The organism is Novipirellula methanifontis, assembly GCF_052161655.1.
In the GTDB taxonomy this organism is placed as follows: Bacteria; Planctomycetota; Planctomycetia; order Pirellulales; family Pirellulaceae; genus Novipirellula.
On record NZ_CP197418.1, the window covers coordinates 1,546,792 to 1,569,403 of the forward strand.

Sequence of the window (22,612 nt, forward strand, 5' to 3'; positions counted from 1 at the left end):
GGTGTGGCGACTACCAGGATCGCGGTAATGAGACAGCTGCCAGCAGTCAACAACGCTAGACCGAAACAGGCTATGTGAAACCAATGAGAGACGCTCGACGCATCTTCAATTGTGTGAATAGTCGCTTGGTAAGGATTGTCGTCCACTCAGAAGTCCATGGCTTATAGAAATTTTTACTTCATCGACGAACGCGACGCGTTACTGGACCGGGAGAGTGAAGTATCGATTGCCAAAACGCTGGCAAGCTCGGCCCCGTGTGGATGCGATGGTTATCCGGCTGCCTCGCAGCCTGACTGCCAAGCCCGCGCACCAGCTGTAAGTGTGCATGGAGTGACGCTACTGGACCGGTAACTTTCCTTCCGCCGCCAAATTGCGAATCAGGATGATCGTGTAGGCAACAAATGCGAAAAAGCCAGCATTGAACAGGATGCCGGCAATCCCCATTGGTAGTACCCCTGCGTGGCGATTGCGAATGGCCGAAGCTACCGCAGTAATTCCACAGACAGAACCAACTGTGGCAATCGCGACAGGAATCAACCCGATCAGTAGCTTCGTTGTCGCGTCCACTTCCTGGGTGCCCGGTGCTGGATTTGGAGGATTAACTATCCCAATGTTAAGACAACAGCCACAGAGAAATGCAGCGAATACGCTGACGAAGCTGATCCGAGCAAGGTTTGCAGCTGTATCTTGTTTCACGTTTCAGTTCACGTAGGTTTAAATCGGGTCACGTTAGCCGTCACCGAGGACGGACGATTGATTGTCCACTTCAAAAACCGTGCAAGCCGTCCATCGGTGCACGGCATTGTCACCCGCCTTCACTGGGTCAGGCGACGAGCAATCGTTCGGGGGCATTATAGCCGAGAAACTTCGCGTTCGTGTGGCGAGCAATCGTCGCGGCAAAATTGAGCAGTTGTTGATCTGGTGTAGCGCTGTCCGTATCGAAGCAGAGGAACCGCCAACGACGGCGACCGTGGAAACAATAGATCGTATGCTGAAAACTGGATCGCATGCCGAGCGATCTGATTCCAAGTTCGTCTCCGTCATGCATGTGAAAACACCGTGTTCGGAGGTGTCTTCCACAAAGGCAAGTGATTATGCGAAGCGAGCGTGATTCCGAATCAATTTCTGCGTGAGACTTTAAGCAGAAGAAGCAAGCAAAAGCGGCGTTCCAGCACGCAACAACGGTGACAAAGAGAAGGAGGCCCCAATAGTCTTGCGCATTGGGGTTGCGAGCAGCGAGTATGGACACTCCTACCGCTAGCGGCATGCACCAAGCAAGGAGTGATGTCGGCAGCAAAACCGTCAACCAAATCTTGCGTGTAGCGCCGGAGTAAATAGGTACACGGAACAGTCCATCCGAGATCGGTTCAATTGGCGGAACGTCGATCACAACAGTCTCTTCGCGAACGTGTGTTTCTACGGTGGGCCAGGGTGAGAATAAGTCGTTTTGGGGTGTTCTCGCCCGTTACTCGGACTCGTTCTCACGGTGTGCCCCTCTTTGGAGCAGGTGGCCGCGAATTCTATTCTCACCCGCTGTAGGACCACTGTCAAGCTTGTTCTCGCCCTGCTGCTCATCACGTAGAGGGACGAGGGGAATGGTTCGATTGCTTGGTCAAAAGGTCGGTGCAATCGCTTGCCGGCGCTGCCGAATTGAGCTGCAATGTTTTGGTCTGGAGTGCGTTTGGAGTGGAGGCAATCGCGTGAGAGTCGGATTGCCGTCCTGTGAAATGATCGCAAGGCAAGGCGCGCAGCTAACGCTGTCGACTCATGGATCCGGGACTCATGAATCTGAGGAAATGCGAACCGCGACAGTCAATTGAGCCTCGAGCGTGGCGTGAGCGGGAAATGGAAAAGTTAAATTGACAATTGTAAATTGAAAACTGGATAGGGTGCGCGTGATGACAGACTGGAAGCCTATCCCACATTGAGTCCTCGGTCCTTCGGGTTGCTGCGTTGAGCTCACAACAGCAGCAACAACAACTCAAAACTGTAGCTGCGTCGCTAGGCGGCGGAGATTGGCCGCAACGCCCCAGGTTCTGGCGAGCGTGGCTACGGCGGCATTGGCTTTTGCCCTGGCCGCAGCGGTCAGGGCAAAAAAATCGAGAGCAGCCTGGCGGCTACTCTCGATCGTCATTTACTTGGTGTTCAATACTCAGGACGCTGGGCTGTCGATGCGTCGAGTCCCCCGATTGATCAGTCGGGTTGTCCTTGCCCCGCTTGTTCCTTTGCATCCACAGCCGCCTGAATTTCTTCGGCTGATCTTTCTGGCACGATCATTTTCGGCGGGCCGCCCGTATCGCAACCGGTGATGGCCATCGAGATGCAGCAGATCGCTAATAACAAGACTGGTTTCATTTCTTTCATTTGTATTCTCATGATTTTTAGATGTTAGTCACTGTCTCGCATCGAGGCCTTTCCTACGTTTTAGCAAGGCAAAATGGGGCTCTCGCGAGACAGAGAATTGGTCCATTGACGAGGGAGGGGGACTAAAGCGGGTCTGAAATGATTTCACGTGACGCTCGGGTGCCCAAGGCGCCCCAGAGTCCGTAAGGGCTCGCGCCGCCGACAAGGTTATTGTCTGAATTGCTGTACCAATACGGCGTTGCGGCTTCCGCATTACCTGCTTCGATCGAATCGGTGACAAATTTGATGGCGCCGTCTCCCATCAACACATGGGTACCACCTTGGTGGCGGCTACTTGTGGACATGGGGCCACCGTAGGTCGCGGAGTTACTCGAAGTCGTACAGGCAGCACTATTGGGTGCGTGCAAAGTGTAGAAGCCCGAGAACACGGGCCCCCAATCGGCCCAGCGATACCCACGTTTGTCAGACGACGGCATAAGGGACACGCCAGAAGCCGGCCAGAATTTTGGACGGGCGGGATCGACCAGGTCGTCGCATAGACCAGGCTCGAGAAAGGCCTGGCCGGCCGAAGGTGCCTGGGTTGACGAGGCAGAAACGATGCCAAGATCGGTGCGCACATCACGATCGCCAAGGTCGGTTGCAATTTCACCACCCATGATCGTATTAGACAATCCATCGAGCGTATCACGAAACTTCATCGATACTCGCGGACGAAACATTCCGCGATGACTACCCCGTGCTCGCTGGCCGGCGGTGGCTTCAGAAACGCCACCGGGATAGCCTCGGTGATCACCCCAAGGATGAGGGTCTGTGTAATGATAGACATAGATTCCATCACCGAGACAACATGCGTAATTGGTGCGGCCTTGAGCTGGCAGTCCCGTGCCTGGGTCACTTGGGCAACGGAACGATGGAATCTCGCTGGCCCATGGCACGTAACCGTCTTGGGTCCAAGGGTTGGGGCCCATGGGGCTCCACGATCCTGTCATGGCGGAACCCACGGTATTCTCGCTGCTAGGGTTCGCGATTTGTTCCCACAACGCTTGTTGTTCGATAAACGGGGTCAGGCCAACGAGAAAGCTAAGCCGTCGTGAACTACGGCCTCCACCTGAGGTGATGTTACCTCCCCCGTCTCCAAATCCGTTTCCGTTTGCACCCCCACCCTGGACAGGCAGTTGATTGAAAGTCGAATGATAATTGTGAATGCCCAAGCCAATCTGCTTGAAGTTATTGCTACAACTCATTCGTCGTGCAGCTTCACGTGCTGCTTGTACCGCCGGCAACAGAAGTCCGACAAGCACTCCGATAATCGCGATCACGACTAGTAACTCTACTAGTGTGAATCCTTGTGCTACTTTAAATCGTCTCATTGTCCACCCTTAGTTGAACAGAAAAAAATGACCAACCCAACTCGCAAGGTTCAGCTGAAGAACCTTGGAGTTGCGCTAAGGGGACGGTTTAAAACGCTCCGCCGACGCCGCGTTGTCACAACGCTTGTCCCGTTACAGATAGTAGGTTTTATGTGCGTCGTTTGATTGGATAATTGGGTTGCAGAATCAAGTATTTGCGCACAACAAAAGCACGCTGATGCTTACTCAACATTCGATGACGTCGGCGTGGGAAATCCACAAAAGGGGACGCCCATTATATTGGTTCATCAGTGCGGTTCCGGGCATTGTCGGGAATGCAGTCCCCTAACGGCAGCTGTGGCGGAATACATCACCATTACAACGCAACGCACCGGTAGCGACCGCTGGCACAGGCTCCGTTTTCAGCAGGGCTGTGGCTAGCGATCCACAATGCAAAGCAATTTTTAAAATTGTTTGCCTCTCTGTGCGGGCGGGGCAGTTGTGACAACTATGCGGCAAGCTTCCGGATACTCGACGGCAGCGATTGGCAAAAGACGCTTGCACACTGATCACGTCGGGTTGGGTTATTGAGAGCTAAGCAGTTAGACAGGAGTCTTTCAGTAAATTGGCCGTTTTGGCACTAGCGGGCTGTTGACTTTGTGAGCCGTGACGCGTGAGCGGCCGGGTTCCACGCATTACCCGGTGCCTTACGGCCCACGGCTCACTTCTGCGAGTGCATTTTAAATAAATCAGCAGCCCGCTAGCCGCGGTTCCGGCATTCAACCGGGGCTATTGCCCAAACGCAACGTTGTGAAGCATCTCGTAGCGGAACTCGTCAAGAGTTTCGGGGGTATACAACATGGGACGAAGGTCTTGACGACTTCCACTACGCTAAATCATCCGAAACAGCTAACGGGATTTCACCCAAAGATTCCTGCCTAGCTGCTTACTGCAGGGGCAATGGCACTACTGCAATCCTGTTTACCTGCGAATGAAATTTTGAGTGCCTGCCACCTATTCTTCCCGAATGGGCCGAAAAAAAGCCCACCTCTTTCGGTCTTGCCGACAGAGATGGGCTTTCGTAATGCAAGAGAGCGATACAGGCAGGAAGACTCAAATCCTCCCCGTTTCTCGGTCTCGATTCACATCAATCGCAGCTCATTCATCAAATTCCGGCGGTGGTGGTTCACTCAGTTCCGGATGATCCTTGAGCAGCTGCTCAACATCGGAAGCGTCATAGCTTTTTTCTACGTTCTTCTCCGCGCAACCCACGGAGCATACAGCCAACAGCAAAACAACAAACGAATACACGCGAACGTTCATAACAAACTCAGATTCCTGAGGAAACAATAAGACAACTCATTTCAAGAGCAACGAAATTGATTTCGCTGCTTTCAAGCACGAGAAAACAAAAGAAGCAGTAACCAGCAAACAAGCGTGCCCGGAGTCCGGGCACGCTGTCTACAGCATGACACCTAGCAATCAAATCTCATCGCTAAGCACTTCCCTGGAGGCACGAGTGCCAAGGGATCCCCATAGTCCGAAAGGGCTCGCTGAACCGGCAGTCGACAACGGGTCATCGTTCTGGCTGTCGATTGAAACCATGGCTCGGCTACTTAGATTTCCCGCGTCAATGGAGTCCGTGATAAGTTTGACGGCACCATCGCCCATTAAGACATGAGCCCCGCCTTGGTGTCGGCTACTGGGAGGGCACACCGCCTCGGATTGGTGGTAGTTGCCGCTAAAACACAACTCTCTGTTAGGAGGCAGAACCGTGTAGACCCCCGAGTGAAGATGCAAGCCCCAAGCCCATCGATAACCGCGGCGATTATCCACGGCACTCGAAGTGAAGGGAGCACCCGAATTCCAGAACAAAGGTCGATCCGAATCGACAAAGGACTGGCACGCCACCGCACCGCCCCTCGACTTCAACGGTCCTGTCGATCCCGAGTTACCATTCACAGGTCTCGTCCGTTTGTCATCATCACCAATGTCGGTGACCATTTCACCCATCGCAATCGTGTTGGACAATCCATCCAAAACATCACGAAATGCGCTCTTCAACTGACTCTTGAAAAAGCCTCGGTTGCTGGCGTTGGCTACCTGGAAGATTGTCGTCGATTTCGCCGTCCCATTTGTGTTATACACCTGACCAAGGTTGGTGGCGTCGCTAGAGTCTCCCATGCTTACGCCATAATTGGTTCGCCCCATCGCGGGAAGTCCGACACCAGGGTCGCTAGGGCATCGGAAAGTTGGAATATCCGATTCGTAGGGATCGTAGGGCCCAGCATCCGACGCGACGAGACGACTGAACACGCGGCCTGGATAAGGGCCCATGGGGGCGTAGAGGTTCCCCGCCCCGGGTTGCCCCGCTGGGACCCGGTATGGATTGGAGATTTGCTCCCAAAGTGCCTGCTGTTCGATGAACGGCGTAAGCCCGACCAATGCGGACAATTCAAGACTGTTACTTCCAGGGACTTTTTCTCGTCCCGAAATCAGGGTGGAGGTCCCGCCGCCTTGGATAGGCAATTGCTGAAAGGTCGATTCGTAATTGTGAATCGCCAAGCCAATCTGCTTGAAATTATTGCTACAACTCATCCGCCGTGCAGCTTCACGAGCTGCTTGTACCGCCGGCAACAGAAGTCCGACAAGCACTCCGATAATCGCGATCACGACTAGTAACTCTACCAGTGTGAATCCTTGTGCAACTTTAAATCGTCTCATTGTCCACCCTTAGTTGAACAGAAGAAAATGACCAAACCCAACTCGCAAGGTTCAGCTGAGGAGCCTTGGAGTTGCGCTAAGGGGACGGTTCAAAACGCTCCGCCGACGCCGCGTTGTCACAACGCTTGTCCCGTTACAGATAGTAGGTTTTAAGTGCGTCGTTTGATTGGATAATTGGATTGCTGAACTAAGTATTTGCGCACAATAAAAACTCGCTGCCGCTGATTCAACATTCGATGACGTCGGCGTGGAAAACCCACAAAGGGGACGCCCATTTTATTAGGCCATTAGTGCGGTCCGGGTCATTGCCGGGAATGCAATCCCCTAACGGCAGCTGTGGCGGATCACATCACCATTACAACGCAACGCACCATCCGTATCCCCCCAGCCGATTTTTTGTTTGCACAAAAACTGTGGCTCGAATTGAGAGAATGCGACATCGAGATAACAAATTGCGACATCGACTCGGTCGCATGATCTTGAAATGAAACTTTGGATTGCATTGGCCTACACGACTATTAACATCGGTTAGACTGCAGTGCCTGCACCGAGAGGGATGTGCAAGATTCTCACCCACCTAATGTCGTTTGTGTCGGAAGCAAAAAGATGAAGTTCTCTATGAATGTGATTCACGCCAGTATCGTCTGGCTTGTGCTGTGTCCTTTGATGGTCGAGTTATCCGCTGCGGATTCGGCTCGCCCCAACGTCGTGTTCATTTTTTCAGACGATCATGCTGTAAACGCAATTTCATCGTATGGCGGTCCTTTGGCCGAAGTGGCTCCCACGCCCAACATCGATCGAATCGCAAAAGAAGGAGCTTTGTTTCAAAATTCATTTTGTGCGAACTCGATCTGTGGCCCATCACGTGCCTGTATCTTGACGGGAAAGCACAGCCATAAAAATGGCTTTATGCGAAACGACGGCAAAGGTTTTGATTCGAGCCAGTGGACGTTTGTGAAATCGATCCAGGCGGCCGGTTATCAAACAGCGGTGATCGGCAAGTGGCACTTGCACACCGACCCCGTCGGGTTCGATTACTGGGAGATACTGCCGGGCCAGGGGCACTACTACAATCCCATTTTTCTGCAAATGGATGGTTCGCAGAAAAAATTCGAAGGCTACGTAACGGATCTGACCACCGACAAATCTATTGGCTGGTTAGAGCAACGAGACAAGGACAAGCCTTTCCTGCTGATGTGCCAGCACAAGGCTCCGCATCGGACGTTTGCACCGGCGCTGCGTCATCTGGGATCGCTAGACGAAGTTGAGATTCCTGAACCCGCGACGCTGTTTGACAACTACGCCAATCGTTCCGACACGTTGGCGAAGAATGAAATGGAAATCGATCGCCACATGACATGGGCTTACGATTTGAAACTTCGCGAAGATGAGCGAGGCGATCTCAAATTGCCATCGTTTCGAAATTATGGAACCCCCGAATACAATCGAATGACAGACTCGCAGCGATCAAAATGGGACGCTCATTTTGCTCCGAAAAATGCCGCATTTGTTCGTGACTACCGTGCTGGCAAAATCAATGATCGCCAGTTAGTGCAGTGGAAGTATCAACGCTATGCACAAAACTATCTCGAAACGGTCAAGGCGGTTGACGACAGCGTGGGGCGATTACTGAAGTACCTTGATGACAATGATCTCGCAGAAAACACCATTGTGATCTACTCGTCCGATCAAGGTTTTTACCTAGGCGAACATGGTTGGTTCGACAAGCGTTGGATGTTTGAAGAATCATTCAAAATGCCGTTCGTCATCCGCTGGCCCGGCAAGGTCCAGCCCGGATCGCGACCCGAAGCGATGATTCAAAATATCGACTACGCACCGACATTCATGGAGTGTGCGGGGCTGCCGATTCCAGCCGAAGTCCAGGGGAAATCGCTGATGCCTGTGTTGCTTGACAGCTCCAAGAAGGTGCGTGATTCGCTGTACTATGCCTACTATGAACTTGGGGAACACGCGGTCCCGCAACACTTTGGAGTTCGCACGAAGAGTCACAAGCTGTTTTATCTTCCTGCCACTGACGAATGGCAAATGTTCGATCTGGTGAAAGACCCGAGCGAGATGGTGAACGTTTATAACAATCCAGAATACTCCGCGACGAGAACCAAATTGACAGAAGAGTACGAACGTCTTCGCCGCGAGTTCGAGGCTCCGAACTACTAATGACGACGGTCGTCAGCGAAGCCGCATTGCTGAAAATATGATTACGGGATCGATTCCATTAATGCTTGGAGATTGAGTATGCAACCGACTGTCACACTGCGGCGTCGTCTGCGATGGAATTCGTTGTCGCTGATGATCATTCTGTTTTTGACATCGCTTTCATCCCCTGCGATCGCGGAGCAGCCGAATGTGTTGTTCATTTCGGTCGACGATTTAAACGATTGGGTTGGGTGTTTGCAGGGACACCCTCAAGCCCGCACGCCAAACATCGATCGGATCGCGCAATCGGGAATGCTGTTCACCAACGCACATTGCGGCTCGCCCGCGTGCAACGGATCTCGATCGGCGATCATGTCGGGACAGCCGGCCTACGTGTCGGGCATGTACGACAACCTTCAAAAGATGCGTAGCGTCATGCCCGACGCGGAACTGATTCCCAAGTATTTTTCAAGACATGGTTATTGGTCGGCTGGCAGCGGCAAAATTCTCCATTACATCATCGACGCTCAATCCTGGGACGAATACAACCCGCCCAAAGAGACGGAGGATCCGTTTCCAAGAACGCTGTACCCCGACAAACGCCCGGTCAACTTGCCACGCGGTGGCCCTTGGCAATACATCGAAACCGATTGGGGAGGACTCGATGTTACCGACGAAGAGTTCGGGGGTGATCGGCTGGTTTCGAAATGGATTGGGGAACAACTAAGTCGAAAGCATGACAAACCTTTTTTTCTAGCGTGCGGTATTTATCGTCCACACGAGCCCTGGTTTGTCCCTCAAAAATACTTCGATCAATTCCCTCTCGATCAGATCCAGCTTCCGCCAGGATATACCCCCGACGACCTCGACGATCTGCCGCCTGCGGCAACAAAGCTCGCACGCAATCGCTATTTCGCCCACATCCAAAACGAGGGTCAATGGAAGAAGGCGATCCAAGGCTATCTTGCTTCCATCGCCTTTGCCGACGCGATGGTGGGGCGCGTGATGACGGCTCTTGAAGATGGGCCTAACAACGACAATACAATCGTTGTGTTATGGAGCGACCACGGTTGGCACCTTGGTGAGAAGGAACACTGGCAAAAATACACTGGTTGGCGAGTCTGCACTCGCGTGCCGTTGATCGTTCGTGTGCCCCCAGGATCCAGCGGCCTGGAAGAGGGAACGCAACCAGGCGGTGTGTGCGAGTCACCTGTTAGTTTGGTGAGTCTCTATCCGACCTTGATTGAGCTGGCGGGTCTGCCACCGAAAGCATCGCTGCACGAGCCCAGCTTGGTTCCGTTGTTGAAAGATGCGCAATCCGATTGGCCTCACATGGCAGTGACACAACTGATGTCTCCCGAGAACTACAGCGTCAGCGGTTCGCGTTGGCGATACATTCACTACGCCAACGGTGACGAGGAACTGTACGACATCGACACCGATCCGTACGAGTGGAACAATTTGGCCGGAGATCCACAATTCGCCGCAACAATTTCACGAATGAAAGATCATGGCCCCAAAGAGCCCGCCGAATTTGTCCCTCCGGCTCCATCTTCATTAGTAAAATTAAAATGGCACCCATCGGGATCGGATTCGGTCCCAGCATCGAATCCTGAGGGGAATCAATTCAATGTGACTTTCAGCAACCAAAGCGGCCAGCCAGTTAAAGTTTTCCGGAGTGATCGCGACGCCCCTCTTCAGTCCTTTGGCGTTCTAGAAGCGGGTTGGGCCAAGCCCCAACTTACTCGCCCCGGAACCGTTTGGTTGATCACTGACAAAAACGATCATCCGCTTGGTTATTTTGTTGTGGGCGATCGCACTGCCCAAGCGATCATTCCGGAACCGTAGGCGAGATCGTGAGCTTTGAACTCGCTGTATGCGCGGATTGATTGTTTCCTGAGGATTTTAAACAAGAAAATGCGAGGCAGACAGCTTAGGCTGTGGATGGCCTTTCAAGTATTCCTGAGATTGCGGCTAGACGAAAATTATATGTTTATTTGCCAATTGCATTTGCTCGCGGCAAGTCCGTGTCCAATAAGACGCACCACCGTCGGAGGTCTCGCCGTCGTGAAGACTGTTTGCCTTATCACGTTAACTATCTTTGCCTTGGTTCACGACGCCTCCCCCGTTTTGGGGCAGACATTAACTGAGCGTCTCGTCCAGGAAGACCCGGCCAAGCTCGTTCAGCAGGCTCGCCAAGACGGTGACATCGTTCGCGGCGCGATTCTGTTTCACCAGGGCAATATTAATTGTGCGAAGTGCCATCGTCCGATCAGCGAGAACGATCGTATTGCGCCCGACCTTAGTCGCTTGGGTCAAGAGGTTACCGATGCGTCGATTGTGGAATCGATTTTGCAGCCATCAAAGACGATCCGCAAAGGCTTCGAGACCGTTTCGGTCTTAACCGCCGACGGCCATGTGATCAATGGAAGTGTCGTCAGCCAGGACGATCAGAAAGTTGTTTTGCGAAGCAGTCAAAACATCGATCAGTTAATTACGATTGAGCAAGACGACATTGATGCGATCAAGCCTAGCACCAAGTCGAACATGCCCGATGGATTGGCGAACGAACTGAAGGATCGACAACAGTTCCTTGACCTCCTTCGCTATAGCCTTGACCTGAAACAACGTGGACCCACGGACGCTGGTTCAAACGAGGAATCGATGGTTCGTCGTGAGCTCAGCGACGAGGTCAAAGGGATCGTGCTGATCAAAAAATTGAATTGTGGCTCCTGTCACGATTGGAAGACTGCCGAGTCACTGCCGCCGCTACAACACGCCCCTGATTTGAAATGGTCGGCCAAATGGTTGAACCCGAATCAGCTCGCAGAATTCATCGCCAACCCTCAGCAGACTAAGCCTGGAACAAGCATGCCTCACATGCTGGGGCATCTGGACGACCAGTTGCGAAAGGATTCGGCAACCGCCATTGTTCACTTTCTGACATCCATTGCGAGCAACCAGTTCCAAAGCCATGCGGATCTCGAGCATGATGACGAGGGGATTCCGCGGGGCGAAGAGTTGTTCCATTCAGTGGGCTGCGTTGCTTGTCACTCGCCACGCAACGATATGGCGATCGAGCAACGGTTGGACGACTCGATTCCTCTTGGCGACCTCACCAACAAGTACGACACGACGGCGCTCGCAGCGTTTCTAGAAAACCCACATGCGGCTCGACCTTCGGGCCGCATGCCTAACATGCAGCTGACTCATCCCGAAGCTCTCGATCTGTCTCGCTACCTGCTGCAATCGAGCAACAGTGGCGAGAACAGCTCAACATCGTCATGGGAAATCGACGCCACACTTGCTCGAAAAGGCAAGCAACTTTTCACGGAGCTTCGCTGTGTTAATTGCCACATAGGCATCGCTGACACCGCACCTCGCTTGACCAGTCCAGGTGGCCTCGCAGACCTCGACCCGAAACGAGGGTGTTTGTCTGGCGAACCAGGCGAGTGGCCAGAATACCGCCTTGATGAGCTTGATCAGCAGCATATTCAAGCGGCGCTACGAAGTTTGCCAGCGGAGCTAACGGCAGAGCAAGAAATTGACATCACGCTTGCGACGTTCAACTGTGTCGCGTGTCATCGCCGAGACAATGTCGGCGGAGTCACTGCGGCTCGGAGTCATCATTTTCAAACCACGAATCTGAATCTTGGTGAACAAGGCAGGATTCCGCCAACGCTTACCGGCGTCGGTGCCAAGTTGAATGAAAAGTGGATGCGTGACGTTCTGGTCAATCATCGCTCCATTCGACCGTACATGAAGACTCGGATGCCTCAGTATGGCGAGCAGAATGTAAATCGTCTGATCGAGTTGTTCCAATCCAATGACCGTCTCTCTGATACGGAATTTGCAGCTGTTGATGACCTCAAAGAGATGCAAGAGTTGGGGCTGAAGATCGCCGGAAACCAAGGGCTCAATTGCGTCGCTTGCCACACATTCAGGTACGAACAATCTGACACGATGCCCGCCGTCGATTTGACAGAAATGTCGCAGCGGCTAAAGAAAGATTGGTTTTACCAGTACATGCTGGATCCTCCACGATTTAGCCCTAACACCGTCATGCCATCGTTTTGGCCAAACGGCAAAGCGATCCGGCCGGACATCGCGGGCGACGCAGAATTCCAGATAGAAGCTTTGTGGCAATACCTGCTCGATGGGCGTCAAGCACGCACACCCCGAGGGCTAATCGTTGAACCGCTCGAGTTGCTTGCCAGCGACGAAGCCGTCATGCTCCGCCGTAGCTATCCGGACGTCGGCAAACGGGGCATTGGCGTCGGTTATCCGAATCAGGTCAATTTAGTGTTCGATTCTGAGCAGATGCGTTTGGCAATGATCTGGAAAGGGAAATTTGCGGACCCTGGTGGAGTCTGGCGAGGCCAGGGGCATGGCACGGTGCGGCCGCTGGGTGACAGTCTGGTCCGCTTCGCTCACGGTCCCGAGCTCGACGACACGGAATCGCCTTGGATCGTGGACGACGGTCGGCCTCCGCATCACCGATTCAAAGGCTACTCGCTCGATGAAAAAATGCGTCCGCGATTCAAATACGAATTTGGCAATGTGATCATCAATGATTACTACGTCGACGCGATTGACTCGTCGACAAACGCCCCCTACATCCGCCGCACATTGACGATGAAGTCGAGCTCCGGTGAAAGCAATGTCATGTTTCGCGCCGCGACGGGAAAGTCGATTAAGCAATCCGATGACGGCAGCTTTCTCGTCGACGGTGAACTACGGATACGCGTTGACGAAAAACACGCAGGCACGATTGTGGATCAACCGAATGCCCAGCAACTTCGTATTCCATTGACGGTGGACGAGGGCGTGACGCAATTGATCCTGGAATACAGATGGTAAGGAATTGAAATGAGAATCCCGATTGTTTTCATGCTAATGCTATTCTCGGTGGGGACGCTACGTGCCGAGCCTCTGGGGGAGTATTGGGGAACCGCGGAACAGGAAGCGAAATATTACCGCATCGTTGATGTTCCATTTCCCGACGAGATGGCAATGGAAGCGAGCAGTTTCGAGGTTCTGCCAGACAATCGTTTGGCAATCGGCACTCGTCGTGGCGACATCTATCTCGTCACTGGCGCGATGGGCCAATATCCGAGTACCAAGTTCCATCGTTACGCAGCGGGGCTGGACGAAATCATGGGATTGTCTTACCAAGACGGTTCCTTTTTTGTCACGCAACAAACCGAGGTGACTCGGGTCACGGACAGCAACCAAGATGGCCGTGCCGATCAATTCGAAACACTCAGCGATGCATGGGGCTTTCGTAATTACCACGAATTTGCCTTCGGTTCAAAGCTCGACCCCGACGGAAATATCTGGGTGGCGTTGTGTTTGTCGGAGTCCTACAAGTCGAAGGTGCCGTTTCGTGGATGGTGTGTGAAGATAACGCCCAACGGACAGACCATTCCCGTTTGCAGCGGCATTCGCAGTCCTTGTGGTATCGGTCCAAATGAACACGGCGTTATGTTTTATGCCGAGAGCCAGGGCCCGTGGAACGGATCATGTTCGTTGAAGGTGCTGGAGCCTGGCGGATTCATGGGACATCCCGCCAGTTTCAACTGGTATCCGTTGGCGAAAGAACTTGGACCGGCTCCCGTCGTCCCTAATTCGCCATCACGTTTGCTGACCGAAAGCAAACGGGTGAAAGAGCTTGTTCCTTACGCGGTGGTATTTCCGTACCGAAAAATGGGGCGATCGATTTCGGGCTTCATGGTCGATCACACCGGAGGCAAGTTTGGACCGTTTGAAAATCAGATCTTCATTGGCGATTTTAGTCTGAGCGTGATGATGCGCGCGACGACCGAAAAGGTGAACGGGGTGTGGCAAGGAGCGTGCTACCCCTTCCGAGAAGGCCTTGCCACCGGACTGCTCGCCTGCCAGTTCACGCCGCGTGGCGACCTGATCGTAGGAGGCACCAATCGCGGCTGGCCCGTCCGTGGGCCGCGACCTTTTGCCCTGCAGCGACTTGATTGGACCGGCCTCGTGCCCTTTGAGGTAAAGGAGATCAACGCCCGCCCGGACGGTTTCTTGGTCACGTTTACCAAACCGGTGGATCGCGAAATCGCTGCCAAACCAGAGTCGTATGCACTCTCGACTTACACGCATCTCTATCGGCAAGCCTACGGAAGTCCGGAAGTCGACCAAACCACTCCACGAGTATCCAATGCAACCGTTTCAGCGGATGGATTGCAGGTGCATTTACAGATAGATGGCCTTGTTCAAGGGCATGTGCACGATTTTGATTTTCATCCATTGCGGTCGGCCGAGAACGCTCCTCTAGTCCATTCAAATGCCTACTACACGCTGAACGAAATCCCGCGGTCACCGACCGCGGAATGAATTGAATCGGCAGAATGAATTGAATCGAACGAGCCGATGCTTGCGTGTCACCGAAGCTTACTTTTGAAAGTGCTCTGCCCCATGTTGCTGACGTCAAGCTGTCCACGTTGGGTTGTCGCCACCGCGGCTCTCTTTTGGTTAACCGCAAGCAACGACGGTGAAGTCATCGGGGCCGACACCATAACCGATGCAGTCAATTGGTCGGAGATGCTGGCCGATCATGACCTTACTTGGAACCGATTGCCACAAACATGGAAAGAGGCACCGTTTCTTGGCAACGGCGAACAGGGCACGATGATGTACCAGATCGACGCGAAAACGCTTCGCTGGGACGTGGGCGACTCGGCTGCTCATGATCATCGGCCCCTGGACCAGGACGACTTAGCCGAAAAGAACGCCCCGGTGCTCAATCGCGGCAGGCACTTTATTGGTCATCTACGAGTGATCTTTCCCAAAGCTTTGGGCCAAAGCAAATCCAAACTTTCGCTATGGGATGCGGAAGCGAGCGGCACAATCCGCTCTGAGGCCGGCGCCGCTCGCTGGACGACCATGGTTCACGCCACCGAGCCGGTCATGCGATTTGAGCTTAGCAGCGAGGGCGAACTGGATGGGGCGAGATTTTCCTATGTACCGGAGCAAGCCACTAATCCTCGCGCGATTCGTGCCAAAACGCCACGCAATCCCGCGAACCCACCACCGGTCGTCACCAAGTTTGCCGACGGAGTGCAGGTGGCGGTGCACAACCTGCACGCGGGTGGCCAGACCGCAGTGGCTTGGTTGACCGTCGAATCGGGGCATCAACAAACTCTTTGGTTAAGCGTCAAGCACAGCTACCCCGAGCGTGATGCTTCGTCGCAAGCGGTGTCGGCGGTGCGGACGGCTGCCGCTGCGGACCCGACCGATTGGATCACGCGACATCGTGATTGGTGGCACCGCTATTACCGCCAAAGCTTTGTGTCGACCGGCGATCGTTTTTGGGACGCGTTCTACTGGATCCAGCAGTACAAGCTGGCTAGCGCCACGCGGGATAAAGGCTGGATCCTGGACAACCAAGGTCCCTGGCTGCAACCAACAGCCTGGAACGCGACGTGGTGGAATTTGAACGCCCAACTTGCGCACAGTGGATTCGCAGGAGCCAACCGACGTGGGATGGGTTCGGCATTGAGCCACCGTTTGGATCTGTGCCGAGACAACTTGGCTCGAAACGTCGCCGAGGCCTATCAGGCTGACTCCTACGCACTGGGGCGCAGTAGTTCAGGTTGGGATTTGCTCGGTCATGCGGGCCAACCCGGCACCGGACGTCCTCCCATGGACGCAAATATCGGGAGAGAGTGTGCCAATTTGCTGTGGGCGTTACACAATGTCGATTTGGAATATCGATATTGGCAAGACACCTCGCTACGCGACCGGGTGCTTTATCCGCTGCTCGTGCGTGCAGTGAACTATTATCGCCACTTTTTGACCGAAGAGGCGGATGGCTATTTGCATTTACCGGAAACCTACAGTCCCGAATACCGGAAGGCCGCCGACTGCACGTATGACTTGGACCTGCTTCGCTGGGGTAATGCTCGATTGCTTTCGCTGGCCGCAGAGATGGGGGTTACCGAAACGGAAGAACCCTTGATCACTAAGTGGCAAGAAATCCAGACCAAGCTAGTGCCGACCCATGTCAATGACACGGGACGAATGATTGGACGGAACGTCGCGTTAACTGGCCGACATCGTCACTTTTCCCATTTGCTCGCCATCTACCCCCTGCGCACGCTGACGCCCGAAACGCCGGCGGACCGCGAGCTAATTGAAACCAGCCTAGATCATTGGCATAGCTTTGGTGGGTCGATGGCAGGTTATTCGTTAACCGGCGGCGCGTGCTTGGCCGCGGTTCTCGGTGACGGAGATCGAGCACTGGAGTTTCTTGGTGGTCTGAAATCCTTTCTGCACACAAACACGTTTTACTCCGAAGCGGGTGGTTTGCCCGTGATTGAAACTCCACTGCACGGTGCGACCACGATCCAGGAGATGCTGCTGCAAAGCTGGGGAGGGCGTCTGCGTGTCTTTCCCGCGGTCCCGCAGCAATGGAGCGACGTTCAATTCCACAGGCTCCGAGGCGAGGGAGCGTATCTGGTCAGTGCTCGGCGCGAACAGGGCGCAACCCAGTGGTTGCATGTCTCCGCAGAAGCCGGAGGCAGCGTCGAGGTGCAACCGCAATTGGCGGGTGCCCAGTGGGTTGGTTCCGCAGGCGTGAAGGTCGAAGTACTGGAATCGGGCGTCTATCAGGTCGATTTGCCCAAGGAGGGTCACGTGCTGTTTTGGCCCCAAGGTCAACAGCAACCCGAAGCCAACGTTACCTCCGTCCCTCGTCATGGAAGTGAACATCGCTTCGGATTATTCGACACCAATGTCGATCACGTCTCTGAAGAAGATTAGGGTGCATTTGCGACAGGTGGGACAAGCTTCCCACATAATTGGCAGCGATCGAGCGTTGTGATCGCAGAGCGATCAACGACATTGGGAAGTTCTTTTCGTAGCGAAACTCGCCAAGAGTTTTGGGCGGGGGCGAGAGTGGACGAAAGTCTTCGCGACTTTCGCTACGAGAGATGTGTCTCAGGCACTGACCAGCATTAGCGGGCTAGTCGCTCTTCAAATTCCAGTCGCGAGGACGAGTGCAGCATGACGTGCTCGAATTTTATAACCGCTTGGTATTTCGAAATGTCCATGTAGCGGGCGTACAATTCAAAATCGCCACAAGTGGAAAGATAATCCAGGTCGACCTCTCCGCCGCTGTCATGCCGAGCGGCACACGCTTTCATCACTTCAGGATCAAGCGTCGCGATAAACTCCGTGAGCAATTCTTGGTCAGCGGCCGCCGACGACTGCGTTACGAATAGGGGTGACATCTTCGCTGGCGATTCTTCGGTGCTGCTCGCGATAGCGAAAAATGTCAGCGCTGAAACAAAAAAGGTAAAAGCAAAAAGAATGGCAACTCGCATTTGACCCTCAAGTTCTGTGGGGATATCGAAGAATGATTCACTTCTGCAACCCTAGGTCAAATCCGGTTTCTGGAAACGGAAACCGAGGAAAATGTGGGTTCTTCCCTATTTAATAGGAATAAAATACATCAAAAGAGGCCATTTAATCACTCTCTCGAAAAAACGCCTCGACAGAAAATGCCGACAATCCCAACGCATCTGAGGTCTTTCGCTTCGTAAATGAGAACCCCTGCTCTAGGCTCTTGTCGCCACCTGCACTGAGTAGGGGAAGGTTGCAGACTCGACGCAACGCCTATCCTGTAGCGGATGCAACTCGTTGTGACAAAATGACTTATGCAAACGACCTCGGGGCATGGTGACTATTGGAGCTGAATCATTCGATGCAGACGAGGCGAGGCTTCGTGGTACTCCCGCTCAAACTCGTTCGCTGAGAATGACTGCAATCGGCGAGTTTTCTGGTTGTAGCGATTGCCATCGACCTCCCCTCGCTTTGGAGTTGAAGTTGTTCAATCCTTAGGACGATCCTATGCTAGGATCCCGTAGCCGATAATTTAAAACGATGCTGCAAACGGCGAGCACCAGCGAAGCCCCGCCCACTCCACCGCCCTCCTTTGTCTCTCCGTAGAAATGCTGCGGTAAAATGTGACCAGCTGAACGCAATGACACCGATGCAGCAACTGAATTACCGCGCCGTTGACGCTATCCCACGGCACGGTCGTAATGCCCATTCGCGTCCACCGTTTCCGAGTTGCAAACAAATTTATGACGTTACTACGCTCCATGCGGTCACTGCGACCTGTGGGGATGTTGCGGCTATAGAGGACGCTAGAAAAATGTGGCAAAAGCAATCAGCTAGTTTGCTTGACATCAAATCAATGCAAAGCGACCCACCCGAGTCGAATTCGACAGTACACCCACGCACGTGGAGATTTATACGGGCGGCCGAAATGGAATGGATCGGGACAGGAACAGGAGTATTTTATGCATAGAAATTCGAACCGTCCTCGACATTACAGTCGCTTTGATTCGGTGCTGTCCTACTTGCTAATCGGCAGTGTCGTTTTGATCGGCAGTGCGATGTTTTATTTGCGTGAGGCGGGACACCTTGAAAAGACACTGCTAAGTGAAGAACGTAGCCGCGTCGACACGTTTGCTCAAATCATTCAATCCAGCTTGCATCCGGTTGCCGATAATTTGCGTCAGCTTGCCAATGATGGCAGTTTGATTGATTACGCGACCACTGGTCGTCCCGCCGATCTGGATCGAGTTATCCAGCAAGCCGTCGTCTTCAGCCGGCTGAAGCCCGAGTATGACCAGATACGTTATCTGGACGAAGAGGGCCATGAGGTGATGCGAGTCAACCAGCCAGGCAGCGTCGTCAACAAAACCCAACTGCAAGACAAATCAGATCGATTGTATTTTCAAAGAGCAAAGACGCTCTCGAAAGGGCAGCTCTATCTATCGGCATTCGACCTTAATGTTGAATACGGCCAGATCGAAAATCCGCATCGGGAAGTATTGCGATTTGCGATGCCAGTCTTCGACGCCGCAGGAGAGCGGCATGGCGTCTACGTGATCAACTATCTTGGCGCTAACGCTCTCTCGGACCTCGAGAAAATCCGACCCGAAATGCGACACAGGCTTCGCATTATCAATGCCGATGGTTACTGGCTAAAGGCGTCGCGACCAGAATTGGAGTGGGGGTTTCTGTTTCCTGAGCGGAAGTTGCAACCGCTTGATACAACCGAACCCGATCTTTGGGCACAGATCCAGACGAATCAAGAGGGACAGACCCGCATTTCAACCGGTACGTTGACTTGGCGAAAGCTTGGCCTCAGGAAAAGTGTCGCTACCGACTCGGACAACGACACAGTCATTGCTGAAGAAAAATTTCTTGTTATCGCGTCGGAGATCTCCAACGAAGAATACGCTGACATCTTCTTCCATTTGCGAATGGTTTTCCTGATGGCAACGGCCATCTTGTTGACGGTTACCCTTTTTTCCAGCCGCGTATTCCGCTCGAAACAACGTGCCAGCGAATCACTACGACGCAGTCAGAAAAATCTAAAAGAGTCGTTGCACACCATCGACCACGCCGTTCAGGCACGTGATGCCGCCGAATCGGCGAACCAAGCCAAGAGCGATTTCCTGGCGTCGATGAGCCACGAACTGCGCACGCCGCTCAATGGCATCCTGGGTATGAACGAGCTTTTGACGCAGACCGAACTGACAAAGCAACAGCGAAAATTTGTCGACGCCGCGCGGACTTGCGGTGAGTCACTGCTGAAGCAAATCAATGACATTCTTGATCTGTCAAAAATCGAAGCTGGCAAACTCGAGCTGGACATCCAAGAGCATGACATTGAATCGCTAGCGTATTCGGTCACGGAAATGTTTTCCCTGCGAGCTCAGCAAAAAGGGTTCCCGCTGCTTTGCCATATTGATCCGCAAGCCTGCGTGAAAGTTCACTGCGATGGAAATCGCCTGCAGCAAATCCTTGTGAACCTTGTCGGCAACGCAGTGAAATTCACCAAGTCGGGACAGGTCATTTTGCGTATCGAGTCTGTCGAGCGAAAGCTAGGTCGGGCACGACTTCGTTTCTCGGTCGTCGACACTGGCATTGGCATCCTTGCCGAACGCCGAGACCGATTGTTCAAGCCGTTTTCGCAGGTAGACCCCTCTGCGTCTCGTGAATTCGGTGGCACCGGACTAGGGCTGTCTATCTGCAAACAATTAGCGGAATCGATGCACGGAGAGGTCGGCGTCGAAAGCCAAGCCGGAGTGGGCTCGACCTTTTGGGTCGAAGTTGAACTCGAGCTTGCAAAGCAGGAGTCGCTGGTCGAATCACGGCGACGAGTTCTTGCCGGGATTTGTGTCGTATCGATCGATAATAGCGAAAACGAGCGAAAGCAGATTTACGACAGCTTGCGAGCGTGGGGATGTCCATTTGAACTCGTCGACACGTTTGCCGCAGCAATGCGTGCAATCAACAACGCAAAGAGCAATGGCAATCCCTTTTCGCAGGTGCTAGTGGATTGCCAAGGCTATGAGGGCGTCCAATTCGATACGTTCAATGAGTTTGTTCAGCAGTGCCAATTGCCGATCATCGCAATGGGAGCCAATTTTGACGACGCAACGCTTGAAAAGCTAAAACACGCAGGCGTACAGGACGTGTTGCTTGACCCTGTCCGCCCCAGCGTTCTGTTTGATGCGTTAGCGTCAGGGATGAAGAGAGCAGCTTCGGACCAACCTGAAAATGCAACGCCGAACGACCCATCCAACACGCAAACGCCATCGTTCAACGGGCATGTCCTGGTCGCCGAAGATAACAGCATCAATCAACTCTATGTCTGCGAACTACTCAAGCACATTGGTTGCACCTACGACGTCGCGAAAAATGGAGATGAAGCACTCTCATTGATTAACGAGCACCAATACGATCTCGTTCTGATGGACTGTCAAATGCCCGAGATGGACGGTTTTACCGCGAGTCGAGAAGTACGCCGCCGCGAAGCCAATTCAGGCAAATCACAGCGATTACCGATCATTGCCTTGACTGCCAATGCTCTTAAAGGCGACCGTGAACGATGCTTGCAGGCTGGGATGGACGAGTACCTAAGCAAGCCGATCGAGTTTCAGACGCTTCAGCAAATGCTCTCGAAATTTTTGGCGAAACCGGCCGCTTCGAAGAGTTAAGGGTAACCGTACGCTGGATTTTTAGGGTCGAAGTCCAACTCCGTTAGCTCAACGTTGGTTTGCACATCGTGGTACGTGTACGACTCTTGCAGCGGAGCGACGTCATCCGCAGACTCAGGCCAACCAAAACTTCGATAGCGAAGAATCAAATGACGGGTTGGGTCCATCACGATTTCCGCCAGCGAAAAATCGTCTTCTTTGCCCGACGGCTTTGCTCGTTTGACCTGGATCAACTCAGCCGAAACATCGTCAAGCTTGAAATCACGGGTGATGGTGACTTGGATGTCGGGGTTATTCAGATCTTGGTGTCCACGCTCGATCAACTTTTCCACCAGTCGCACGATGCCGATTTCGGAGATCGGGTATCGCTGTCCTCGCATCGCCAGAAATCCATTAGGGTCAAGCGGTGGGATCGAAGCGAGGCCAAGCAGTCCCGCCTCGTGCACAAGCAGCTTTCCGTCATGCAAATCCTCGGCCCAGATCACTTCGCGACCTTTGACCGATTCCGGTGCAACAAATTTCAGATAGACACGTTTGCCGGCCGTTTCGGTGCCATCACGAAAGCGTGTTTGCACCTTCAATTGAATCTCGGATTCTTGGCCAAGGACGCCGCTGCTATCGATTTCCTGTTTAACAAACCGAGCCGTATAGCTGTGTAGCGAATGAACAATCGCGGCTCGTGCATCGGTTGCGATTTGAAGCACCTCGGCTAGCGACGACTCGCGTGTTTTTGGTTCTGCAACTTCATCGTCGACACCACGGGATTCGGTGCTCGAGAGATCCGTCGGCAACACTCGCTCCGAGCTAACTCGCCCGGAACTGCTAAACGTATTGAACAACAACACGGTGGCGACCACAGCAAAGACGGAGACGCCAAGCAGTAGGTGTCTATTGAAAAATCGCATGGAATAAAACTCCGATGGATGCAAGAAGCGTCAATGAGGTATGGCGTTCAGTATTTACTGATTATTG

At 53.3% G+C, this 22,612-nt stretch carries 14 protein-coding genes; 6 read left to right on the forward strand and 8 right to left on the reverse strand.

What is annotated here, in order from left to right; genetic code table 11:
* Positions 1-336: 336 nt before the first annotated feature.
* The 6 genes from SH528x_RS05415 to SH528x_RS05440 all read right to left on the reverse strand — a co-directional run bounded on the left by SH528x_RS05415 (position 337) and on the right by SH528x_RS05440 (position 6,437).
* Positions 337-696 (reverse strand): hypothetical protein, encoded by a 360-nt coding sequence (locus SH528x_RS05415; RefSeq protein WP_442509507.1) that lies wholly within the window; start codon positions 694-696, stop codon positions 337-339.
* Between the two features lie 127 nt (positions 697-823).
* A complete protein-coding gene (locus SH528x_RS05420) occupies positions 824-1,009 on the reverse strand; it encodes a hypothetical protein (protein WP_442509508.1) in 186 nt (61 codons plus the stop codon).
* A gap of 1,184 nt (positions 1,010-2,193) precedes the next feature.
* Positions 2,194-2,364 (reverse strand): hypothetical protein, encoded by a 171-nt coding sequence (locus tag SH528x_RS05425; RefSeq protein ID WP_442509509.1) that lies wholly within the window; start codon positions 2,362-2,364, stop codon positions 2,194-2,196.
* 122 nt (positions 2,365-2,486) lie between these two features.
* A complete protein-coding gene (locus SH528x_RS05430; RefSeq protein ID WP_442509510.1) occupies positions 2,487-3,734 on the reverse strand; it encodes a DUF1559 family PulG-like putative transporter in 1,248 nt (415 codons plus the stop codon).
* A gap of 1,137 nt (positions 3,735-4,871) precedes the next feature.
* Entirely contained in the window at positions 4,872-5,036 is a 165-nt protein-coding gene (locus tag SH528x_RS05435) for a hypothetical protein (protein WP_442509511.1), read from the reverse strand.
* Positions 5,037-5,195: 159 nt separating this feature from the next.
* Complete coding sequence (locus SH528x_RS05440; protein WP_442509512.1) at positions 5,196-6,437, reverse strand: DUF1559 family PulG-like putative transporter; 1,242 nt, start codon at positions 6,435-6,437, stop codon at positions 5,196-5,198.
* Positions 6,438-7,043: 606 nt separating this feature from the next.
* Here SH528x_RS05440 and SH528x_RS05445 point away from each other — a divergent pair.
* The 5 genes from SH528x_RS05445 (at position 7,044) to SH528x_RS05465 (ending at position 17,381) form a co-directional block, all read left to right on the forward strand.
* On the forward strand, positions 7,044-8,615 hold the full coding sequence (locus SH528x_RS05445) for a sulfatase family protein (RefSeq protein WP_442509513.1): 1,572 nt from the start codon (positions 7,044-7,046) through the stop codon (positions 8,613-8,615).
* Between the two features lie 132 nt (positions 8,616-8,747).
* Positions 8,748-10,442, forward strand: coding sequence for a sulfatase-like hydrolase/transferase (locus tag SH528x_RS05450; protein WP_442512082.1), 1,695 nt, complete (start codon positions 8,748-8,750; stop codon positions 10,440-10,442).
* Between the two features lie 219 nt (positions 10,443-10,661).
* The gene (locus SH528x_RS05455; RefSeq protein WP_442509514.1) at positions 10,662-13,454 is read left to right on the forward strand and encodes a c-type cytochrome; all 2,793 of its coding nucleotides are present in this window, start codon (positions 10,662-10,664) and stop codon (positions 13,452-13,454) included.
* A 9-nt stretch (positions 13,455-13,463) separates the two neighbouring features.
* Positions 13,464-14,954, forward strand: coding sequence for a DUF7133 domain-containing protein (locus tag SH528x_RS05460; RefSeq protein ID WP_442509515.1), 1,491 nt, complete (start codon positions 13,464-13,466; stop codon positions 14,952-14,954).
* 81 nt (positions 14,955-15,035) lie between these two features.
* Positions 15,036-17,381, forward strand: a complete 2,346-nt coding sequence (locus SH528x_RS05465) for a glycosyl hydrolase family 95 catalytic domain-containing protein (protein ID WP_442509516.1) — start codon at positions 15,036-15,038, stop codon at positions 17,379-17,381.
* A gap of 194 nt (positions 17,382-17,575) precedes the next feature.
* On the opposite strand, the gene SH528x_RS05470 is transcribed toward SH528x_RS05465, so the two are convergent.
* Entirely contained in the window at positions 17,576-17,851 is a 276-nt protein-coding gene (locus SH528x_RS05470) for a hypothetical protein (protein ID WP_442509517.1), read from the reverse strand.
* Positions 17,852-18,925: 1,074 nt separating this feature from the next.
* Here SH528x_RS05470 and SH528x_RS05475 point away from each other — a divergent pair.
* Positions 18,926-21,640 carry a response regulator gene (locus SH528x_RS05475; RefSeq protein ID WP_442509518.1) on the forward strand — a complete coding sequence of 905 codons (2,715 nt, stop codon included), beginning with the start codon at positions 18,926-18,928 and terminating at the stop codon, positions 21,638-21,640.
* Here the strand turns inward: SH528x_RS05475 and SH528x_RS05480 are convergent.
* A complete protein-coding gene (locus tag SH528x_RS05480; RefSeq protein ID WP_442509519.1) occupies positions 21,637-22,545 on the reverse strand; it encodes a DUF1571 domain-containing protein in 909 nt (302 codons plus the stop codon). The two genes, SH528x_RS05475 and SH528x_RS05480, sit on opposite strands and share 4 nt — an antisense overlap.
* Positions 22,546-22,612: the final 67 nt, after the last annotated feature.